This window comes from Ramlibacter sp. P4_H7 (assembly GCF_056400765.1).
Window position 1 is genome coordinate 329047 of sequence record NZ_JBFUKP010000004.1, and the last position, 19377, is coordinate 348423.

At 68.0% G+C, this 19377-nt stretch carries 17 protein-coding genes and 1 other RNA gene; 9 read left to right on the forward strand and 9 right to left on the reverse strand.

Translation table 11 applies throughout. The features are described from left to right. The first annotated feature begins 136 nt into the window (after positions 1-136). Together AC1DSA_RS08480 and AC1DSA_RS08485 are read left to right on the forward strand one after the other, a co-directional pair. Complete coding sequence (locus AC1DSA_RS08480) at positions 137-595, forward strand: YXWGXW repeat-containing protein (protein ID WP_477887994.1); 459 nt, start codon at positions 137-139, stop codon at positions 593-595. A gap of 158 nt (positions 596-753) precedes the next feature. Continuing rightward, entirely contained in the window at positions 754-1164 is a 411-nt protein-coding gene (locus AC1DSA_RS08485; protein WP_477887996.1) for a thrombospondin type 3 repeat-containing protein, read from the forward strand. A gap of 66 nt (positions 1165-1230) precedes the next feature. Here the strand turns inward: AC1DSA_RS08485 and AC1DSA_RS08490 are convergent, their stop codons facing one another. From AC1DSA_RS08490 to dnaX, 7 genes are all read right to left on the reverse strand, one after another. Next, the gene (locus AC1DSA_RS08490) at positions 1231-2064 is read right to left on the reverse strand and encodes an ABC transporter permease (RefSeq protein ID WP_477887998.1); all 834 of its coding nucleotides are present in this window, start codon (positions 2062-2064) and stop codon (positions 1231-1233) included. A 1-nt stretch (position 2065) separates the two neighbouring features. Next, positions 2066-2953: an ABC transporter ATP-binding protein gene (locus tag AC1DSA_RS08495; protein WP_477888000.1), complete on the reverse strand. Its 888-nt coding sequence runs from the start codon at positions 2951-2953 to the stop codon at positions 2066-2068. Between the two features lie 8 nt (positions 2954-2961). Then, complete coding sequence (locus AC1DSA_RS08500; RefSeq protein WP_477888002.1) at positions 2962-4008, reverse strand: ABC transporter substrate-binding protein; 1047 nt, start codon at positions 4006-4008, stop codon at positions 2962-2964. Positions 4009-4170: 162 nt separating this feature from the next. Further along, positions 4171-4590: an MAPEG family protein gene (locus tag AC1DSA_RS08505; protein WP_477888004.1), complete on the reverse strand. Its 420-nt coding sequence runs from the start codon at positions 4588-4590 to the stop codon at positions 4171-4173. Continuing rightward, on the reverse strand, positions 4587-5180 hold the full coding sequence (gene recR / locus AC1DSA_RS08510) for a recombination mediator RecR (protein WP_477888006.1): 594 nt from the start codon (positions 5178-5180) through the stop codon (positions 4587-4589). Before recR ends, AC1DSA_RS08505 begins: the two co-directional genes overlap by 4 nt. 4 nt (positions 5181-5184) lie before the next feature. Next, positions 5185-5508, reverse strand: a complete 324-nt coding sequence (locus tag AC1DSA_RS08515) for a YbaB/EbfC family nucleoid-associated protein (protein ID WP_477888008.1) — start codon at positions 5506-5508, stop codon at positions 5185-5187. A gap of 10 nt (positions 5509-5518) precedes the next feature. Further along, the gene (gene dnaX / locus AC1DSA_RS08520) at positions 5519-7357 is read right to left on the reverse strand and encodes a DNA polymerase III subunit gamma/tau (protein WP_477888010.1); all 1839 of its coding nucleotides are present in this window, start codon (positions 7355-7357) and stop codon (positions 5519-5521) included. Positions 7358-7419: 62 nt separating this feature from the next. On the opposite strand from dnaX, the gene ffs reads away from it, so the two are divergent. The 5 genes from ffs to AC1DSA_RS08545 all read left to right on the forward strand — a co-directional run bounded on the left by ffs (position 7420) and on the right by AC1DSA_RS08545 (position 11496). Then, an RNA gene (ffs, locus tag AC1DSA_RS08525) (signal recognition particle sRNA small type) lies at positions 7420-7516 on the forward strand. Positions 7517-7774: 258 nt separating this feature from the next. Further along, complete coding sequence (locus AC1DSA_RS08530) at positions 7775-8920, forward strand: acyltransferase family protein (RefSeq protein WP_477888012.1); 1146 nt, start codon at positions 7775-7777, stop codon at positions 8918-8920. Positions 8921-9111: 191 nt separating this feature from the next. Further along, positions 9112-10053: a hypothetical protein gene (locus AC1DSA_RS08535; RefSeq protein WP_477888014.1), complete on the forward strand. Its 942-nt coding sequence runs from the start codon at positions 9112-9114 to the stop codon at positions 10051-10053. Between the two features lie 204 nt (positions 10054-10257). Next, the gene (locus AC1DSA_RS08540) at positions 10258-10728 is read left to right on the forward strand and encodes a hypothetical protein (RefSeq protein ID WP_477888016.1); all 471 of its coding nucleotides are present in this window, start codon (positions 10258-10260) and stop codon (positions 10726-10728) included. Positions 10729-11001: 273 nt separating this feature from the next. Further along, on the forward strand, positions 11002-11496 hold the full coding sequence (locus AC1DSA_RS08545; RefSeq protein ID WP_477888018.1) for a hypothetical protein: 495 nt from the start codon (positions 11002-11004) through the stop codon (positions 11494-11496). Positions 11497-11507: 11 nt separating this feature from the next. On the opposite strand, the gene AC1DSA_RS08550 is transcribed toward AC1DSA_RS08545, so the two are convergent. Next, positions 11508-14744 (reverse strand): UvrD-helicase domain-containing protein, encoded by a 3237-nt coding sequence (locus AC1DSA_RS08550; protein WP_477888020.1) that lies wholly within the window; start codon positions 14742-14744, stop codon positions 11508-11510. Positions 14745-14754: 10 nt separating this feature from the next. Further along, positions 14755-17250 carry a PD-(D/E)XK nuclease family protein gene (locus AC1DSA_RS08555; protein ID WP_477888022.1) on the reverse strand — a complete coding sequence of 832 codons (2496 nt, stop codon included), beginning with the start codon at positions 17248-17250 and terminating at the stop codon, positions 14755-14757. 137 nt (positions 17251-17387) lie between these two features. Between AC1DSA_RS08555 and trxA the strand changes: the two genes are divergently transcribed. Then, positions 17388-17720 carry a thioredoxin TrxA gene (gene trxA, locus AC1DSA_RS08560; RefSeq protein ID WP_477888024.1) on the forward strand — a complete coding sequence of 111 codons (333 nt, stop codon included), beginning with the start codon at positions 17388-17390 and terminating at the stop codon, positions 17718-17720. Between the two features lie 239 nt (positions 17721-17959). Next, complete coding sequence (rho, locus tag AC1DSA_RS08565; protein ID WP_477888026.1) at positions 17960-19225, forward strand: transcription termination factor Rho; 1266 nt, start codon at positions 17960-17962, stop codon at positions 19223-19225. Positions 19226-19377 lie beyond the last annotated feature (152 nt).

Consider the following 19377-nt stretch of genomic DNA (forward strand, 5'->3'; position numbering starts at 1 on the left):
GTGAAGCCACCGTGTCCGGCTGTTGCCATCCGGAGGCCGTGCAGGAGCACTCCCACGATGTCTGCCGCCCCGGGCTGATGGCCCTTCCTGGCGGAAGGCGCGACAGTGGTTCATTCGTTCCAAAGGAGCAATGACCATGCACAACAAGCCTCTTCTCGACGCCGCGTTCGCCGCGGCCCTCATGGGATTCGGAGCGGCCGCTCAGGCGCAGTACAGCGCCGTCGTGTCGACCGCCCCCCCGCCTCCGCGCCATGAAGTCGCCCCTGCCGCTCGTCCGGGCTGGGTCTGGGCGCCGGGCCACTACGAGTGGCGTGGCGGTGAATACGCGTGGATCGAAGGCAACTGGATGCGCGACCGCTCCGGCTACGAGTACCGCGAGCCGCGCTGGGTGCAGCGCGCGGACGGCAGCTGGTACCTGGTGGGCAACAACTGGGAACGTCACGCCGCGGAGCGCCAGGCGCGCCGTGAGGCCCGCATGGGTCCCAATGGGGACTTCGACCGCGATGGCATCGCGAACCAGTACGACCGCGACATCGACGGCGACGGCGTGCCGAATCGGCGCGACGCGTTCCCGTACGACGCCCGCCGCAGCTGAGGCAACGTCGCGCGATGAAAAGGGGCCCCGCCGGGCCCCTTTCTTATGTGCACTTTCGGCGAGGGACTGGGACGACGCACTTCACAGGATCACTCCGATGGCTCCGAGTCCAGCCCGGCTGCACAGTGGAGGCACTTTCACTTCAGAGGTGCATCCCCATGAACAACAAGACTGTTCTCGCCGCTCTGGCGGCTTCCCTGCTCGCCTTCGGTGCTGCTGCCCAGGCCCGGACGCTGAACCCGCGCGGTGACCTGGATCGCGACGGCATCCAGAACCGCGTGGACGGCGACCGCGACGGCGACGGCATCGCGAACCGCAGCGACCCGAACCCGAACGTGTTCAACCGGACCTACGTGGCGCGCCATGCGCATGACATGGACCACGATGGCATCGCCGACCGCAGCGACCGTGATCGCGACGGCGACGGCATCCCCAACGCCCGCGACCCGCACCCGAGCCGTCCGGACCGGATCGCGCACGTGGCTCGCACCGGGCCACGCGGTGACATGGACGGCGACGGCGTCCTGAACCGCCATGATCGCTTCCCGAACAATCCGCGCCGCTCCTGAGCGATCGCGGGGGAAAGCCCTGCGAACCTGACGGGGAGCCATGCGGCCCCCCGTTTCGTCTTGGGACTACAGCTTTTCCGTTTCGCCCTGGCGCGGCTGCCACTTCATCAGGCGCCGCTCGATGCGCCCCACCAGCGAATCCAGCCCCAGCGCGAACGCGGTGAGCACGACGATGCCGGCGAACACAGTGTTGACGTCGAAGGTTCCCTCCGCCTGGAGGATCAGGTAGCCGACGCCGCGCGCCGATCCCAGGTATTCGCCCACCACCGCACCCACGAAGGCGAGGCCCACCGAGGTATGCAGGCTGGAGAACACCCAGCTGGTGGCGCTGGGAAGGTACACGGTGCGCAGCAACTGCTTGCGGCTGGCACCGAGCATGCGCGCGTTGGCGAGCACGACCGGGCTCACTTCCCGCACGCCCTGGTAGACGTTGAAGAACACGATGAAGAACACCAGGGTGACCGCGAGCGCCACCTTGCTCCAGATGCCGAGTCCGAACCAGAGCGCGAAGATGGGGGCCAGGATCACCCGCGGCATGGAGTTGAACGCCTTGATGTAGGGGTCGAGGATCGCACTGGCGGTGGGGGCGAGCGCGAGCCACAACCCGACGACGAGACCCAGCACGGTGCCGATGGCGAACGCCAGCACCGTCTCCAGCAGCGTGACGCCCAGGTGGATGTAGATGTCCGCCCGCCCCGGCAATCCTTCGTCGAACAGCGCGTTCGGCGCCACCGCCACCGGCACGAACCAGGACCAGATGCGCCCAGCCACCTTGATCGGCTCGCCCAGGAAGAAGGCCGTCTGGTCGTTGCGCGACAGGACATGCCACGCCAGCAGCACCAGCACCAGGACGCCGATCTGCCATGCGCGCAGGTTGCGTTCGCCCGGACGCAGGGACATCTCAATCCGCCTTCACCAGTTGCTGCGCGTAGCCCTTGAGCACTTCTTCGCGCAGCACCGACCAGATGCGGGAATGCAATGCCACGAAGCGCGGGTCGCTTCGGACCTCGGCGACGTCGCGCGGCCGCGGCAGGTCGACCGTGAACTCGCCGATGGGGCGAGTCGCCGGTCCGGCGGACAGCACGATCACCCGGTCGCTCATGGCGATCGCCTCGTCCAGGTCGTGCGTGATGAAGAGAACCGCCTTGCGCCGGCCTGGCGGACCGGGTTCGCGTCCAGGCACCGCGGGCAGACCCGCGCCGGCGGCGGTCGCGTCCCGGCGACCCTCGCCGCCCGCCCACAGGTCCAGCACCTCGTTTTCCATCAGTTGCCGTGTCTGCACGTCCAGGGCACTGAAGGGTTCGTCCATCAGGATGATGTCGGGGTCCAGTGCGAGGGTCTGCGCGAGCGCCGTGCGCTTGCGCATGCCGCCGGAGAGCTGGTGCGGATAGCGGTCACCGAAGCCGGAAAGGCCCACCCGCGCGAGCCAGGCGTCGGCCTCGGCGCGCGCCTGCGCATCCGTAACGCCGCGGTACTGCAGCCCCACCATCACGTTGTCGAGCGCGCTGCGCCACGGCATCAGCGCGTCGGCCTGGAACATGTAGCCGGCGCGGCGGTTGATCCCCTGCAATCTTTCGCCGAACACCAGCACTTCGCCGCCGGAAGGTTCCAGCAGCCCGGCCCCCACGTTCAGCAGCGTCGACTTGCCGCAGCCCGTGGGCCCGACGACGGAGACGAACTCGCCCGCGCCGACGTGCAGCGTGGTCTGCGCCACGGCGGTGTAGCGCGACTCGCTCTGCTCGCGCGAACGGAAGGTGACGGTGATGTCCCGGAGCTCGAGGGCGTGCACCGGAAGCGTCAGGCCTTGAACTTCTCTTTGGCCCGCCGCGCGAAGTCGTTGGTGAAGGTCTTCCCGAGGTCGATCTTCTCCGGCTTCACCGAGGGCTCGAAGCTCGCCAGGGCCTTGAGCGCCGTCTTGCTGCCCTCCTCCGGAAGCAGGCCGTCCAGCGCAATGGCCTCGCGCACCTTGTTGAAGGACGCGAGGTACAAGGCGCGGTCGCCCAGCAGGTAGCTTTCCGGCACGGTCTTGATGATGTCGCTGGGACCCGCCGTCTGCAGCCACTTGAGCCCGTGCACGATGGCGTTGGCCAGGGCCTGGCAGGTGTTGGGATGGCTGCGCACGAACTCCGAGTGCGTGTAGAAGCACGCTGCGGGCATCGGCCCGCCGAAGACGTCCTGCGTGCCCTTGAGCGTGCGCGTGTCGGTGACGATGCGCACGTCGCCCTTCTGCTCCAGCATCGTCATCACCGGATCGGTGTTGCTGATGGCGTCGATCTGGCCGGAACGCAGCGCCGTCAGCGCGCCCGCTGCGGTGCCCACGCCGACGTAGCTCACTTCGTTCGCCTTGACGCCGGCGCGCGAGAGCACGAGGTTGGCGACCATGTTGGTGGAGGACCCCGGCGCCGACACGCCGATCCTCTTGCCGCGCAGGTCGGCGACTCCCTTGAAGCCGGGCATCGCCTTCGTGGACACGCCCATCGCGATCTGCGGAGCGCGGCCCATCAGGACGATCGACTGGATCATCTGGTTCTTCGACTGCATGTTGATGGTGTGCTCGTAAGCACCACTCACCACGTCGGCCGACCCGCCCACCAACGCCTGGAGCGCCTTGGCACCGCCCGCGAAGTCCGAGATCTCGACATCGAGTCCTTCGGCCTTGAAGTAGCCAAGCTGTTCGGAGATGGTCAGCGGCAGGTAGTAGAACGCCGACTTGCCCCCCACGGCGATGGACACCTTGCTCTTCTCGGGCTTGCCCTGCGCGCGCAGGGAGGGCGCCGCGACTGCAGCGGCACCTGCGGCCGCCAGCAGCGTGAAACGCCGCCGGTTCAGTGATGGGCTCGACATGCAACCTCTCTCTTGTCTTCTTCTGGGAATGAGGAAAGGTTAGGCGCCGTGCTGCATCGCCGCATCGGGACGATCCCCGTGCGGGTTTTCACGTAACGTGAAGGGGCTACTGCCGCGGGTGAGGGAATTCGCTGCTGCGGTTTCCCCGGGGCAGCCGATGCATCAGCGCCAGCCGCTCAGGAAGATCGCGATGTTCGCCAGCAGGGCGAGCCCCCAGATCGCCGAGCGCGCCGTCGCCAGTCCGGCAACGTACATGGCGACGTAGATGATGCGCAGCGTGACGAAGAGCACCGCCAGGATGTCCACCCGCGCCTGGGGTGCGCCGAGCTGGTGGGCGATGATCACCGCGCCGATGAAGAACGGCAGCGCTTCGAAGGTATTGGCCTGCGCGGCGTTGGCGCGCGCGCTGAATCCCTGCTGGCCGGCGAGCCAGGCGCGCGGTTCCACGTTGTCGAAGCCGCCCTTGCTGCGCGACTTGCCGAAGCCCTTGTACTTCGCGAGGTAGGCGCAGGCAAACGGCAGCAGCGCCGCGATCAGCACGCACCAGTACGCCACCGTGAAGCGGGCGTAGTTCAAGCTCATTTCGTCCTCCTGTCCACCAGCGCGTGCGCGATGGTTCCCAAATCGACATATTCGAGTTCGCTGCCTGCCGGCACGCCGCGCGCGAGGCGCGTGACCTTCAGGCCCCTTTGCTTCAATGCTTCGCCGATCACGTGCGCGGTCGCCTCGCCTTCCGCCGTGAAATTGGTGGCGAGGATGACCTCCTGGACCTCGCCGTTGGTGGCGCGCCCGAACAGCTTCTCCAGTCCGATGTCCTTGGGACCGATGCCATCCAGCGGGCTGAGTCTTCCCATCAGCACGAAGTACAGGCCGTTGTAGGCCTGCGTGCGCTCCAGCGCGGCCTGGTCCGCCGGCGTCTCGACGACGCACAGCTTGCTGCGGTCGCGCATCGGACTGCGGCAGGTGGCGCAGACCTCGTCCTGCGTGAAGGTGTGGCACTCGCTGCAGTGGCGCACGTTCGTGGCCGCCTGTTCCAGTGCGCGCGCGATCAGGTGCGCGCCCTCGCGATCGTGCTGCAGCAGGTGGAAAGCCATGCGCGAGGCGGATTTCACGCCCACGCCAGGGAGGCGCCGGAGCGCCTCGATCAACGCCTGAAGGGAAGGTTCCGCCAAGCGCTTAGAAGGGCAGCTTCATGCCGGGGGGAAGGCCCGCGGTCAGCTTGCCCATCTTCTCCTGCGAGGTTTCCTCGGCCTTGCGCACGGCGGCATTGAACGCCGCGGCGACGAGGTCCTCGAGCATGTCCTTGTCTTCCGCGAGCAGGCTCGGGTCGATGGTGACGCGCTTGACGTCGTGCTTGCAGGTCATCACGACCTTCACGAGGCCGGCGCCGGATTCTCCGCTCACCTCGATGAGGGCCAGCTCTTCCTGTGCCTTCTTCAGGTTGTCCTGCATTGCCTGCGCCTGCTTCATCAGGCCGGCCAGCTGTCCCTTGTTGAACATGGTGGTCTCTCTAGTGTTTTGCGATGGGTTTGATGCTGCCGGGGACGATTTTCGCCCCAAAGTCCCGCTGCATCTGCTGGACGAACGGATCGTTCAGGATGATCTGTTCGGCTTCCTGCTGCCGCTGCGCGGCCGCGACAGCATTGCGGCGCGCCGGGCTGTCCGTGATCGCGCCGACCTCGACCGACAGCTCCACGGCATGGCCGGCCGCCTGCAGGGCACCGCGCAGGCGCTCCCGGCTCGCGGGCTGGTTCAGCGATTCACGCTCCACCCGCAGCATCCAGTGGCCCTCGTCGCGGGCGACCAGCTGCGCCTGCAGCGCCAGCTCGCGCACGAGCGCGGTGATCGCCTCGCGCTCGACGAGCTGCTGGACGGTCGCCTGCCAGAAGTCACCCTCCGGAGTGGCCACCACCGTGGGAACGGCGGAGCTTGCCTCGCGCACCGGATCGGGCGGCACCCGCACCGGTACGCCCATGACGTCGCTGGCGCCGCGCGGCTGCGCGCCGGGGCGCGGCGGCGCCTGGCGTGGCTCGACCACGGGCAGCACGTGGCCGGGCGGGGCCACCGGACGTGGCTGCGCCGGCGTGATCGCGTTGGACTGAACTCCGGGCGCGGGCTGGACGGCAACAGCCGCAGGCTGCTGAGGCACGGGACCAGCCACGCTGGCCGCCGAGGCCGGACCCTGAGGTTGCGCAGGCACGGCCGCTCGCGGCGCGGCAGCGACGGCTTCATTCAGAGTTTTTTTTTGAGCGGAAGGCTTGAAGGCCAGCAGCCGCAGCAGGACCATGGTCAGCGCCGCGTATTCGTCGGGCGCGAGCCCCAGTTCCTGGCGGCCATGGAGGCAGATGCTGTAGAGGAGCTGCGTCTCGTCCGCCGGCATCAGCGCCGCAAGGCGCGCGATGGTCGCTGCCTCCTCGTCGGCGGCAACGCCCGGGTCGGGCACCGCCTGCAGCACGGCCATGCGCTGCAGCACCATGCTCATTTCCTCCAGGGCGGCAGCGGCCGAGAGTCCGTGCACGCGCAGCGCCTCCGACGTCTCGACGACCGTCCTGCCGTCACTCTGGGCCAGCGCCTCGACCAGCCGGAACACGTGGCTGCGGTCCACGCTGCCCAGCATCAGGCGCACGGAGGCTTCCTGCAGCTGGCCGGCGCCGAACGCAATCGCCTGGTCAGTCAGGGACAGCGCGTCCCGCATGGACCCGCGCGCCGAGCGGGCCAGCAGGCGCAGCGCCTGGGCCTCGGCCGGAACGCCTTCGGCTTCCAGCACGCGCGCGAGGTGCTCCTGCACCGTCTCGGGCGCCATCGGCCGCAGGTTGAACTGCAGGCAGCGCGAGAGCACCGTCACCGGCACCTTCTGGGGATCGGTGGTGGCCAGCACGAACTTGAGGTATTCCGGCGGCTCTTCCAGCGTCTTCAGCATCGCGTTGAAGGCGTGGCCCGTGAGCATGTGCACTTCGTCGATCATGAAGACCTTGAAGCGGCCCTGCACCGGCTTGTACACCGCCTGTTCCAGCAGGGACTGCACCTCGTCGACCCCGCGATTGGAGGCGGCGTCGAGCTCGGTGTAGTCGACAAACCGGCCGGCGTCGATGTCCGTGCAGGCCTGGCAAACGCCGCAGGGCGCGGCGGTGATCCCGCCCTGGCCGTCCGCACCCTGGCAGTTCAGCGACTTGGCGAGGATGCGCGAGACGGTGGTCTTGCCCACTCCCCGCGTGCCGGTGAACAGGTAGGCGTGGTGCAGCCGCTGCTGCTCCAGCGCGTTCGTCAGCGCCTGCACCACGTGCTCCTGGCCCACCATCTGGCTGAAGGTACGGGGCCGGTACTTCCGGGCGAGCACGAGATACGACATCCGCGCGATTCTAAGTGGCCCGCGACGCAGCTCGGCCCTGCGGGTCGCCTACAATGCACCCTGACGGGCCTCCCCGCATGGTGAAGCGGCCAACCGGGTCAGGTGGGGAACCAAGCAGCCCTAACTGTGGAGCCAGTGCCGGGGGTAAGGCTCGTCAACTTAATACCCAGATCTCTGTAGCGACAAGAACCTGTTCGCTCTGGAGAAGTTGTGTGCCCGTGCGCCATCACCTGGCTGTGGCAAGTTGCAGCGAGCTTCAGCGCAGAAGCGACAGGGCAAGACTGGAAGGCCCGTTCGCCTGCGGGGCAACGGGGGAACCATCAGTCGGCCGCTTGCCGCTTCCCATTGGAATGCTCACCTCGCCCTCCCCGGGTTCCGCGTGGGATGACAGCCGCCTTGAATCATCAAGTCCGTCAGATGAAAACATCGCACTACGCATACATCGACGCATTACGCGGCTACGCAATCTTGCTGGTCATGGCCGTCCATGCATCTCAAGCCGCTGTGGAATGGACCGGGCCGTCACGAACGCTCGTTGATCAAGGCGCAAGGGGCGTTCAACTGTTCTTCGTTGCCAGCGCCCTCACTTTGGCAATGTCGTGGACGTCGCGAAACGACGGAGCGTGGCGGTTCTATGTCCGCCGGTTGTTTCGTATTGCGCCGATGTTCTGGATCGGGACTGCCTTCTTTGTGTGGCTTGACGGATTCGGCCCGCGGTATTTTGCCCCGAACGGAATTGAAGCCAAGCACGTCATATTGAGCAGCCTGTTCATGAATGGCTGGCACCCCGAATACATCAACAGCGTGGTTCACGGCGGATGGTCGATTGCGGTCGAAATGACCTTCTACCTGGCATTTCCTCTGATGATTTTTTTCATTCGAGGATGGATTTCGGCGGCCATCGGATTGATCCTGGCAATCGTCTTGGCAGACAAAGCGCTCCAGGCTTTATGGGTCGAGCGTTTCGCCTTGTGGCCGGGCATCTCGGATGACTTGATCTCAAACTTCCTGAACCTCTGGCTGCCGAGCCAATTGCCGGTATTCGCTGCCGGCTTCTTGGTCTTCTTTCTTCTTCGCGACGTGAAAGGCATCTTGCCCGCTTGGAGCTTGAGGCTGCTGCTCATCGGAGCGTTCGTCGCAATGATGGGCCTGGCGCTGTATCCCGAGCCACTACGGATATTCGGCGTGATGGTCAGCACCTATACGTGCTATGGCCTGTGCTTTGGTGTATTCGCTTTTTGCCTTGCACAGGGGACGGCAAAATGGCTGGTCAATGCTCCGATTCGGTACTTGGGAATGGTGAGCTTCAGCGCCTATCTCTGGCATTTCGCCATTCTCGGTAGCCTGATGGCGCTGGCCGCCTCTGTAATCGATCCGCTTGGCCTGAAATCCTCCCCTCACGGATTTGCGTTCTTCTGCGGCTTCTTCCCGTTCTTGGTCGCAACAACTGTCCTGCTCTCTACCATCACCTACCGCCTCGTCGAGCGGCCCATGATTTCCCTCGGCGATAGATTGCTCAACAAATTTGGCCCTCGAGACCGTGCCGTTGCCATGGCTGGGTAAGCACATGGCAATCTCTGCTGGTTACTCGCATCGGATTGCCAAACCGGGACCGGGCCGTTGCACGAGCCGCACACGTCGCGCCGCCCCGAAACATCGGTTCTTCACCGCACGCAGTTTGACGTGCCGCAATCGTTCCTCCCGCCCTTGGTCCTAGTGTCGAGCCAGACCAGAGCGATCGACAGGAGGACTTCATGACCACGGCCGCTTCCTCGCCGCGTGCTGCCGCGCGGCGGACCTGCACTGCACTTTGCTGCGTCTCCTTCGTGCTGCTCGCGGCATGCGGGGGCGGCGGCAGTCCGAGCGGCGGCACAGGTGGATCGGCACCGGGCCCGTTTTCGATAACCAGCGCGAACGCGGCGGCGGTTGCGGCCGACGCCCTGGACAGCGCGACGAACCTGTCACTGGCGCGCGCCAGCAACGTGCTGCTCTTCGCCACCACCATCCTGACAACGAACGAGCGCCTGTGCCGCGGTGGCGGGTCCCTGACGCTCACGCGGAACCCACAGAATTTCCTGCCCATCACCACTGGCGACACGGTGCAACTGACTGCTTCGGCCTGCAAGGAACTGGTCGACGGCGTGGAAACGACGATGTCGGGCGCCCTTTCCGTCACCTTCGTGCACGCCGTGACTCCGGGCGTCGTTCCGGCCAACCTCGTCCTCGCGATCCAGGCCAGCACCTTCGCCATGGCCGCCAGCGGCAAGACCACCACCGCCAACGGCGACATGACGTATGCCTCTGCAGACTCGACCCATGTCGACCTGTCGGGCACGGCACTCACCTACGGCATCGTCACGGCAACCGGCGGCAGGACTTACACGCTGCGCAACTATCGCCAGTCGACGTCGTTCAGTGGCGGTTCGCTCAGCATCCTCGTCGAGGCCGCCGTCGACACCAGCAACCCCCGGCTCGGCGGTGAGGCCAGCTACCGGGTGAACACGCCTGCGGCGCCTATCGTGATGAACGTGCGGGACTTCACAGGCGGCGGCTTGCGGGTCGATGCCACCGTCTCGTCGCTCGTCGTGACGGTGACCGCCACCAACATCTTCCGGCTCGAGGCCGATACGAACGGCGACGGCATCGTCGACGCGACCAGCAACGCCACGCTGGACGAACTGCGCGCGCTGCTTTAGGCGCGGTCCCGCCGCCGCTGGCGAACAGGCGCAGGCCGTCCTCCATCCGCGAGGCCGCAAGGGAAGCTCGCCGCGCCTCTGCATTCTTTTGCCCTCGCCCGTTCACTGCCGTTCAGGCGGCCGACCGCACCTGTCATCCCTACGCTGTTCCCCCTCGTCGTCCAGCATATACATCCGCTCACAAATCGAGCTGGGGGTGAATCCGTGAACAAGCCGAAGAGCACGCAGGCGCCCGTCGACCTGCGCGAGGCGGTCGATGTCGTCGAAAAGAATACCGACACGTCCTGGGCGATGTTCCAGGCACTGCAGGGTCAACAGGAGCGCGGCTTCGAGAAGACGCGGCCCACCGCCCTCATCACCGGCGCGCCGGTGCAAGCGGCCGCCATCCGCGATGCCATCACCGTCGACGACGTGCTGGTCGAGGCGCGCCGCAACAACCGCGTCTGCCCACTGCCGGCGATCTGGCAGCGACTGTATGCCTACCTGCCGAACACCGGCCCGCACCTGTCCCCCGTGCCCGCCGGCCAGGCGGAATGGCGGGAGGTTTCATCGCTGCAAAAACGGGCGCGCCTGCGCGAGCACATCGAATGGGCCGCCAGCCAAGGCGTCCTGAGGCAGGTGTACGAGGCCCTGCGCAAGCTGCCCGAGGAGCGCTGGCAGCACATCGGCGAATAGGGGCGCGCGTTCGCTTGCGCCCGCGGCCGATCTGGCGCCGGGGTAGGGACTTCTCCGACAGGCGCTCCACTTGATTTCCCACAAACTTTTCGCTGCTGTCGCGCCTAGACTGGCTTGCATCACGAGGAGGTAGCCATGGGGAAGGCCGCTGCCGGCGCAGGTGCCGGCGCTCGTCGGAGCAAGTTGCCTGGACATTGCCGGACTTTCGTCCTGGCGGCTTGTGCCGTGTCTGCGTCGGCCCTCGCGCAGGCCCAGACTCCTTCTCCTGCGGATGTGCTGACGGCCCAGGCTCGCGCCGACGCGCAACCCTTGCGCGTCCAGATCCGCACCAGCGCAGTGCCACGCATCGACGCACCAGACAGCGGATTCCAGGCACCGCGGGTGGATGTTTCCCTTTCGCCCGCCGACGGACGCGGAATGTCGCCGATGTTCGGCATCAGCGGCGGCGGGGCGGCGCCAACGACCTCCGGACTGCAGTCCCAACCGACCAGCCTGGATGTGGGCCTTCGCCTGAGCCATCCGCTACGGAGCCAGCAGGTCGACATCACGGCGTGGCGCCGCATGAACAACCTCGACGACGTGTCCACGCTGGCACAGATGCGCCAGCCGACCTACGGCGCGCGCGTGGAACTGGACCTGTCACCGGTGCGCTCCAGCGGATTGACCCTGGATCGCGGCTTCCTCGGGATGCAACTGGAAGGCGGAGCGCGGATCACCATCAAGCGCAAGGACGGGCGCCCGATGGTCTATTACCGCAGCGCTTTCTAGGGCAGCGCGCCTCAGGCCATCACCAGCCGGCCCTGGGCCGTGAGGAAAGCCGCACGCACCGGCGCGCCCTCATTCGCCGCAGCCACCGCTTCGCAATAGCGCCGCATCTGCTCGACCAGCTCCGGCTGGCGCTCCGGTGCCGCCGCCGACTTGTAATCCAGGACCCACCATTCGCCCGTGTCGCGCCGGCGGACCAGGCGATCCAGCCGCAGCAACTCGCCGTCGTGGTGGAGATCGACCTCGTTGGCCTGCCAATCCACCAGCGTGGCATCCCAAGCCCAGGCGCCCTCGCCTTCCACGACCCGCCGCGCCATGGCCGCCGCCTGCTGCGCGGAGGGCGTATCCAGCGCGAACAGGCGCTGCACCTCGCGCAGTTGCGCGGCGCCTGTCCCGCCGTGCACCTGCCAGGTCTCCAGCAACCGGTGCATGGCTTCGCCGATTCGCGACGCTGCGCTGCCTTCCGGCACCGCGGGGCGCAGCCATTCGAGACTCACGGCCTCCTGCGCACCGGGCACCACATGCAGGGTGAAGATGCCATCACGACCGGCCCCGCCGTCCAACGGCTCCGCAGCCGCCGGCGCCTCCAGCGGCGTGGCGCAAGCAAGGAGCCGCTGCCACCAGCTGGCGCCGTTGCCGCCGGCCGGTACCACCGACGAGATCACCAGCTGGTGCTCGGCGCGGGTCATCGCCACGTAGAGCGCGTTCAGCTCTTCCCGCGCGCGCGCGGCCTGCTCCACGGCGAGGGCATCGACGCTGCAGGTCGGCGGCCGGGTTTCGCTGGCGAGGAAGGCAAAGCGCCAGGGTGCCGGTGCTTCGCCCGGCCACTCGCACAGCGCGCCCATGCTCTCGGGGCGTGACGGCGCACTGTCGGTGTCGAGCAGCAGCACGACGCCGGCCTCCAGTCCCTTGGCGCCGTGCACGGTCAGCAGGCGCACGACGTCCTCCGCAGCGACCGCGGGGCCGCGGATGCCTCCGGCCTTGAGCGCGCGCACGAACGCATAGGGCGTGAGGTAGCGGCCGCCGGCCACTTGCAGCGCGGCGCCCAGCAAGGCCTGGAGGTTCGCCAGCACGGCGTTGCGCAAGGGAGCGGGCGCCCGGCGTGCGAAGCGGGCCAGCACGTCGCCGTCGTCGTAGATCGCCTGCAGCGCGTCGTGCGGCGGCAGGGACAGCACCCAGCGCTGCCACTTGCGCAGGCGACCGGCGATCCCCGGCAGCGGCTGCGGCAGCGCCTCCTCGTGCTGCAGCACCTCGTACCACGAGCGGGGCAAGCCCTCGGCCGCGGCGGTCCGCACTTTCAGCGCGATCGCCACCAGCGCCTCGTCAGTGCAATCGAACAGTGGAGAACGCAAGGCGCGCGCGAGCGACAGGTCGTGTCCCGGCGACACCAGGACGTCCAGCAGCGCCGCCAGGTCCTGGATTTCCGGCGCCTCGCAGAGGTCGGTCTTTTCCGGCTGCTGGGCCGGGATGTGCAGCGCGCGCAGCTCGTCTTCCATCGCGGCCAGCCGTTCGCGCCGGCGGGCCAGCACCATCACGTCGCCGGCACGCACCCCCCTGCGCAGCTGACCGGCGATCCATGCGGCAGCCTGCCGGCATTCCAGGGTCACCAGCCGCTCCTCGGGAAGCTCGCGCGGCACGGTCAGGCTGTCCCGCCAGGCCAGCTCCTGCGCCTTCGCCGCCTCGCGTTCCCCGCGCGGGATCGGCGGCAGCGCCAGCACCGCACCGGCCGCGGTGGATTGCGTCGTGTGCGCGCGAAAATTCGTGTAGAGCCCTTCGCCCTGCGCCGCCTGCATGACGGCATTGACCGCGTCCAGCACCGCCGGGGCATTGCGGTGCGTATGGTCGCAACTCAGGCGGTCGCCCCGCAGCTCGCGGCCGATGAAGTCCTGCGCCGCCTGGAACACCTGCGGTTCGGCGCGGCGGAAGCGGTAGATGCTCTGCTTGGGATCGCCCACGATGAACACGCTGGGACCGTCGCCGCCCGCTCCCGCATAGCTCGCGAGCCAGGCGTGCAGCGCCTGCCACTGCAGCGCATTGGTGTCCTGGAACTCGTCGATCAGGAGGTGCCGCACGCGCAGGTCCAGCCGCTCCTGCACCCAGCCGGCCAGCACCTCGTCGGACAGAAGTACGTGCGCGGTGCGCTCGACATCGCTCATGTCGACCCAGCCCTGCTCGCGCTTGAGCGCAGCGTAGACGGCCAGCAGCTGGCGGGCCAGGCGCGCGATGCGCTGGTGGTGCAGCCAAGCCTCGTGCTGCAGGCTGGCCGCGCACAGCTGCTGCAGCTCCTGCTCCGCCTCCTGCGCGGCGGGGTACTTGGCAAGGTTCGCGCCAAGACGGTCCTCCTTGGCCACGAAGAGCGCCTTGCGCAGGGCGGCGAAGCGGCGCACCGGATCGTCTTCCTCGTCGAAGGCGCGCACGATCGCATCGGCAGCGACCTGCGGCGACTTGTTCTTCTCCGGTCCGAGGGCCTGCGCGCGGCCCAGCCAACGGCGACGCGCGATGTCGCCCGCGAGCGATTCCTCGGGACGGGCCAGGCCGGCGAATCGCGGGAACACCTGCGCGAAGTAGCGCACCGAATCGTCCACCACGCCGACGGCGTCGGCCATGGCGAACTCCACGCGCTTGGCCAGCGCCGACTCCAGCGCCTTCAGGGTGTTGAAGCGACCGTAGGCAGCGACGCAGGCTTCGTAGTCCGCCCGGGCGGGCGGGTCGCGCTCCACTGCCGCGTGGAAGCGTCGCCAGACGCGGCCAACCGCCTCCTTGTCGTCCTCCAGCAGCTCGAAGCGCGTGGGCAGGCCCAGGTCCTGCAGCACCGCGACCGGGGCGCCGCGCAACAGCGCGGCAAACCAGCTGTGGAAGGTGCGGATCTGCACCGGCCGGCCGGATTCCAGCAGGCCCGCGTAAAGACCGCGCAGCGCGGCGCGGGTCGCCGCGTCGGCCTGCGGCAGGCCACGCGCGCGCAGCGCTTCCGCCAGCTCCGCATCCGGTGCCGTGCTCCACAGCGCCAGCCAGTCCTGCAGCCGCTGGCGCATCTCGGCCGCGGCCTTGCGCGTGAACGTGATCGCCAGGATCTCGTGCGGTTGCGCCCCGGCCAGGAGGGCCCGCAGGATCCGCGACACCAGCATCCATGTCTTGCCCGCGCCGGCGCAGGCTTCCACGGCGACATGGCGACGCGGATCGCAGGCGATCGCATAGAACTGCTCGCGCGCCACGACGCGCCCGTTGTGTTCGTAGGCCGGCTCCGGGGGCATTCCCATCTCTTCAGGCACTCCAGGAATCGCGCCGGCACAGACCCCGTGCCGCACAGAATTCGCACACCCGCCCCTCGCCCAGCGCCGGCAACGTCGTTCCCTGCGCGATGCGGCGCAACTCGGAGGGGATCGCCTCGCGCAGCAGGTGCGTGGCCTGGGCGAGCGCCTTGTGGGGAACCTCGACGATCTCGCCGCGTTCGCCGACGTTCAGGTATTCCGCCTGAACCTCGCGACCCGGCAGCAAGGCGGCGTAGAACGCGAGCTGCGTGTCTTCCAGCGGCGCAGCCATCCGGGAGCGGGTCGCCTGCGCGCTCTCCGTCTTGTAGTCCATGACCAGCGCAGTGCCGTCGGAAAGCGCATCGATGCGGTCGATGCGACCCTGCAGGGTCAGCGTGTCCAGCTGCACCTGGTGGTCGCTCTCTCCCGCTTCGAACACCGCGCCCGTCGTTTCGTGCTTCGCCAGCCAGTCCAGGTAGCCTTCGCGCACCGCGGGCCAGGTGGCCGCAAACGGCAGGAACTCCCCCTCGCCGAGACGCTGGTCGGCAATGCCGGCGCCCGCGATGGCGTCCAGCAGGCGCACGCGCTGCGGCCGCGAAAGATTGCCTTGCTCTCGCAGGGCGTCATGGAAGCTCTTGAGCACGCCGTGCAGCCAGGTGCCGAAGTCACGCTTGTCCACCTCCGCCTCGATCTCGTCCGCTTCGCGAAGGCCCAGCATGCGCAGCGCGAAGAAGCGGTAGGGGCAGCGGCGCAGATCCTCATAGCTGCTGGCAGAGACCTGCTGCGGCACGAGGGGCGCGCCTTGCGGCGCCGGGCGCGGCACGTCCTGCGCCCGCTCGGGGCGGGCCTCGCGCGGGTCGTCCGCCGCCGTGCCGGCCCCCTGGACCACCAGCGCCTGGACCAGGGGACTGGCCACGCTGCGCTCGCCGGTGTCGTCGCTCGCGCGCCAGAGCACGTCCACGTGAGGCGCCTGCAGCGCGTACTCCCAGGCGGCCCGCTGCGCTGCCTGCAGTTCTTCCCGCGCAGGCAGCCCAAGAAGGCGGCGCTGCGCCTGCGACCAGCCGGCGGGCGGCTCCGGCGCAGCGGGCAGGCTGCGCTCGTCGCACCCGGGAAGGACCAGCGCCGCGAAAGGATGGCCCAACAGCTGGCTGAGAGGCAACACCACGACCTGTTCGTCACCAGCGTGGGGCGGCACGAAGCTGACGCTTTCCAGTACGTCGTCGGCCCAGGAAGTGAAATCGCGCAGGCCCATCCGCCGTTGCGCCTGCGCCCAACCCGCCCACTCGGCTGCCGCGCCTTCTTCCAGGCGCAGCGCGGCTATGGCCTTCATGCCGGCGGCGTCCGCGCGCAGCGGCTCCCACTGGCCGGTCTGGCGCAGCAGTTCGCGCAGGGCGTCGAACCATTCGAGCAGCGTGCGCGTCGTCTGCAGCGATTCGCGCCAGCCTTCGATGCGGGCTGCCGCCTGCTGCAGGGACTCGGAGTCACCCCAGTCGCTGCGCCGCAGCGTCCGCCATTCGCGCTGGCCGCTGCGACGCACGCGCCGCTCCAGGCCCTGGACCAGACCCGATGGCAGCACCGGCACGTTCTTCAGCCAGTCCAGCACCGCGTCGCTGTTCGCATCCCAGGCGCAGGCGCGCAGTGCACCCATGGCATGCGCCGCGGTCCGCGTGGTGGAAAGCTTCCAGCCGGTCTCGTCACGCACGCGGACCCCACGGGTGAACAGCAGCGCGCCGATGCGCCGGGTGAGCACGCGGTCGGTGGCTGCCAGGGCCACCGGGACTTGCGGGCGCTCCAGCCGCTGCAGCACGCAGGCGGCGGCGCGTTCCGCCTCTTCGGTGGCGTCTGCCGCTGCATGCAGGGCGATCTCGCCGCGGGGCGCCTCCGCCGGCAGCGGCCAGGTGAGCGCACGGTCGCCGAACTGCGCGGCAATCGCGCGCGGAATGGCCTCCTCCTGGAAGCCCTGCAGCACGACGAGCAGGTCCACGTCGCCCGCGAACGTGGCGTCGAGCAAGGCGTCGGTCGCGTAGGAAGAGGCGGCGACCCACTCGAAGGCGATGCGGGCCACCGCCGCCTCGGTGGCGAGTGCGGGCGCCTCCATCCCTTGCAGCAGCATGGGCCGCAACCGCGCGGCCCATGCGGAGCGCAGCTGCGGTGGCACCGCGCGCGCCGCCTCCGCCGCTTGCCAGGCCGCATCGACCAGCAGGCCCGCCAGCGCGTCGGATTGGGCGCGCAGTCCGCCCTGCTCCAGCCAGCCGCGGGCGGCGAGCAGGTCGCGCCCGATGTCGAACGAAAGGTCCAGTTCGCCCGGTTCCCAGGGACGCTGGCGCGCCCAGTTCATCGTGGTTTCGAAGCGCGGCGAGAAGCCGGTCGGGACCTCTTCGACCCAGAACCGTCGCGCCACCGGCATCAGCTGCGCGTAGGGCAACAGCACGACGGTGCGCGCGGGATGGGCGCCGCGGTGGCCGATCTCGTCCCGCAGTCTCTGCACGAGGTCCCGCCAGTTCCGCATGGATGGATGCAATCCTGCTATCGCATCCATAGCAATCTCCCGCCGGCCCGCTCCCGACGAGGGGTCTTGGTTTCTGTCACAATGCCCTGACTGTAGCTGTAGCGGGGATGGGCCCCGCTCTTCGAGAAGAGGAACCCATGGCCAGCGACCTGATCAAGCACATCTCCGACGCCTCCTTCGAGTCCGACGTCCTGAAGGCGGGCAAGCCCGTCCTGGTGGACTACTGGGCCGAGTGGTGTGGTCCCTGCAAGATGATCGCGCCGATCCTCGACGAAGTGTCCGAGTCGTACAAGGACAAGCTGCAGATCGCCAAGATGAACGTCGACGAGAACCGTGACATTCCCGCCAAGTTCGGCATCCGCGGCATCCCGACGCTCATGCTGTTCAAGGACGGCCAGCTGGCCGCGACCAAGGTGGGCGCCATGAGCAAGGCGCAGCTCACCGCCTTCATCGACCAGCAGCTGGCGTAGACACGGCCACCGGGCGCTCCGGCGCCTGTGGTTCGACAGCGGACGGGGCCTTCGGGCCCCGTCCGGTTTTCTGGGCGCGGGGCACCGTGGCCCCGATTCCAATTTTTGCTGCATAATCCCTTCATCGCTGATCCGCCGGTGGCAGGTGGACAGTCCGATCCGGTTCGCAGGGCAGTTCTCGCCCCGCAAGGAACCTCCCCCCTAAGACCTTCAAGAACAATTCCCCAAAGGGATCCTCCATGCACCTGAACGAACTCAAGGCGCTGCACGTCTCCGAAGTCCTCAAGCAGGCCGAAGAGCTCGAGATCGAGAACACCGGCCGGATGCGCAAGCAGGAGCTGATGTTCGCCATCATCAAGAAGCGCGCGCGCGCCGGCGAACAGGTGTTCGCGGATGGCGTCCTGGAGATCCTGCCGGACGGCTTCGGCTTCCTGCGCAGCCCGGACACGAGCTACACCGCCAGCACGGACGACATCTACATCTCGCCCTCGCAGGTGCGCCGGTTCAACCTGCACACCGGCGACATGATCGAAGGCGAAGTCCGCACGCCGAAGGACGGCGAGCGCTACTTCGCGCTGACCAAGCTGGACAAGGTCAACGGCGGCCTGCCGGAGGACAACAAGCACAAGATCATGTTCGAGAACCTGACGCCGCTGTTCCCCCGGGAGCAGATGCGCCTCGAACGCGACAACCTCAAGAGCGAAGAGAACATCACCGGCCGCGTGATCGACATCATCGCCCCCATCGGCAAGGGCCAGCGCGCCCTGATCGTGGCGCCGCCCAAGAGCGGCAAGACGGTGATGATGCAGCACATGGCCCACGCCATCGCGGCCAACTACCCCGACAGCTACATGATGGTGCTGCTGGTGGACGAGCGCCCCGAGGAAGTGACGGACATGCAGCGCTCGGTGAAGGCCGAAGTGATCGCGTCCACCTTCGACGAGCCGGCCGCCCGTCACGTGCACGTCGCCGAAATGGTGATCGAGCGCGCCAAGCGCCTGGTCGAACTGAAGAAGGACGTGGTGATCCTGCTGGACTCGATCACCCGCCTGGCCCGCGCCTACAACAACGTCGTGCCCTCTTCCGGCAAGGTGCTGACCGGCGGCGTCGACGCCAACGCGCTGCAGCGTCCCAAGCGCTTCCTGGGCGCGGCCAGAAACGTGGAGGAAGGCGGCTCGCTGACCATCATCGCCACGGCGCTGATCGACACCGGCTCGCGCATGGACGAAGTGATCTTCGAGGAGTTCAAGGGCACCGGCAACAGCGAATTGCACCTGGACCGCCGCCTGTACGAAAAGCGCGTGTTCCCCTCGATCCAGCTCAATCGCTCCGGCACCCGCCGCGAGGAACTGCTGCTCGCCCCGGAAATCCTTCAGAAGACCCGCATCCTGCGCCAGTTCATGTACAACATGGACGAGATCGAGGCGATGGAGATGGTGCTGAAGTCCATGAAGGCCACCAAGACCAACGTGGAGTTCTTCGACATGATGCGTCGGGGCGGCTGAGGTCGTCTTCCTGGATCCGGTTGTTTGAAGCGGCGCCTCGGCGCCGCTTCCCGCTTTGGGCGACAGGGCGCTGCCAAGCCCCGCGCGGGCGGGCCGGAGCGCGCTGGCAGGGCGTCCGGCGCGATGCGCCGGCAAACCTGCGTTGACCGGGC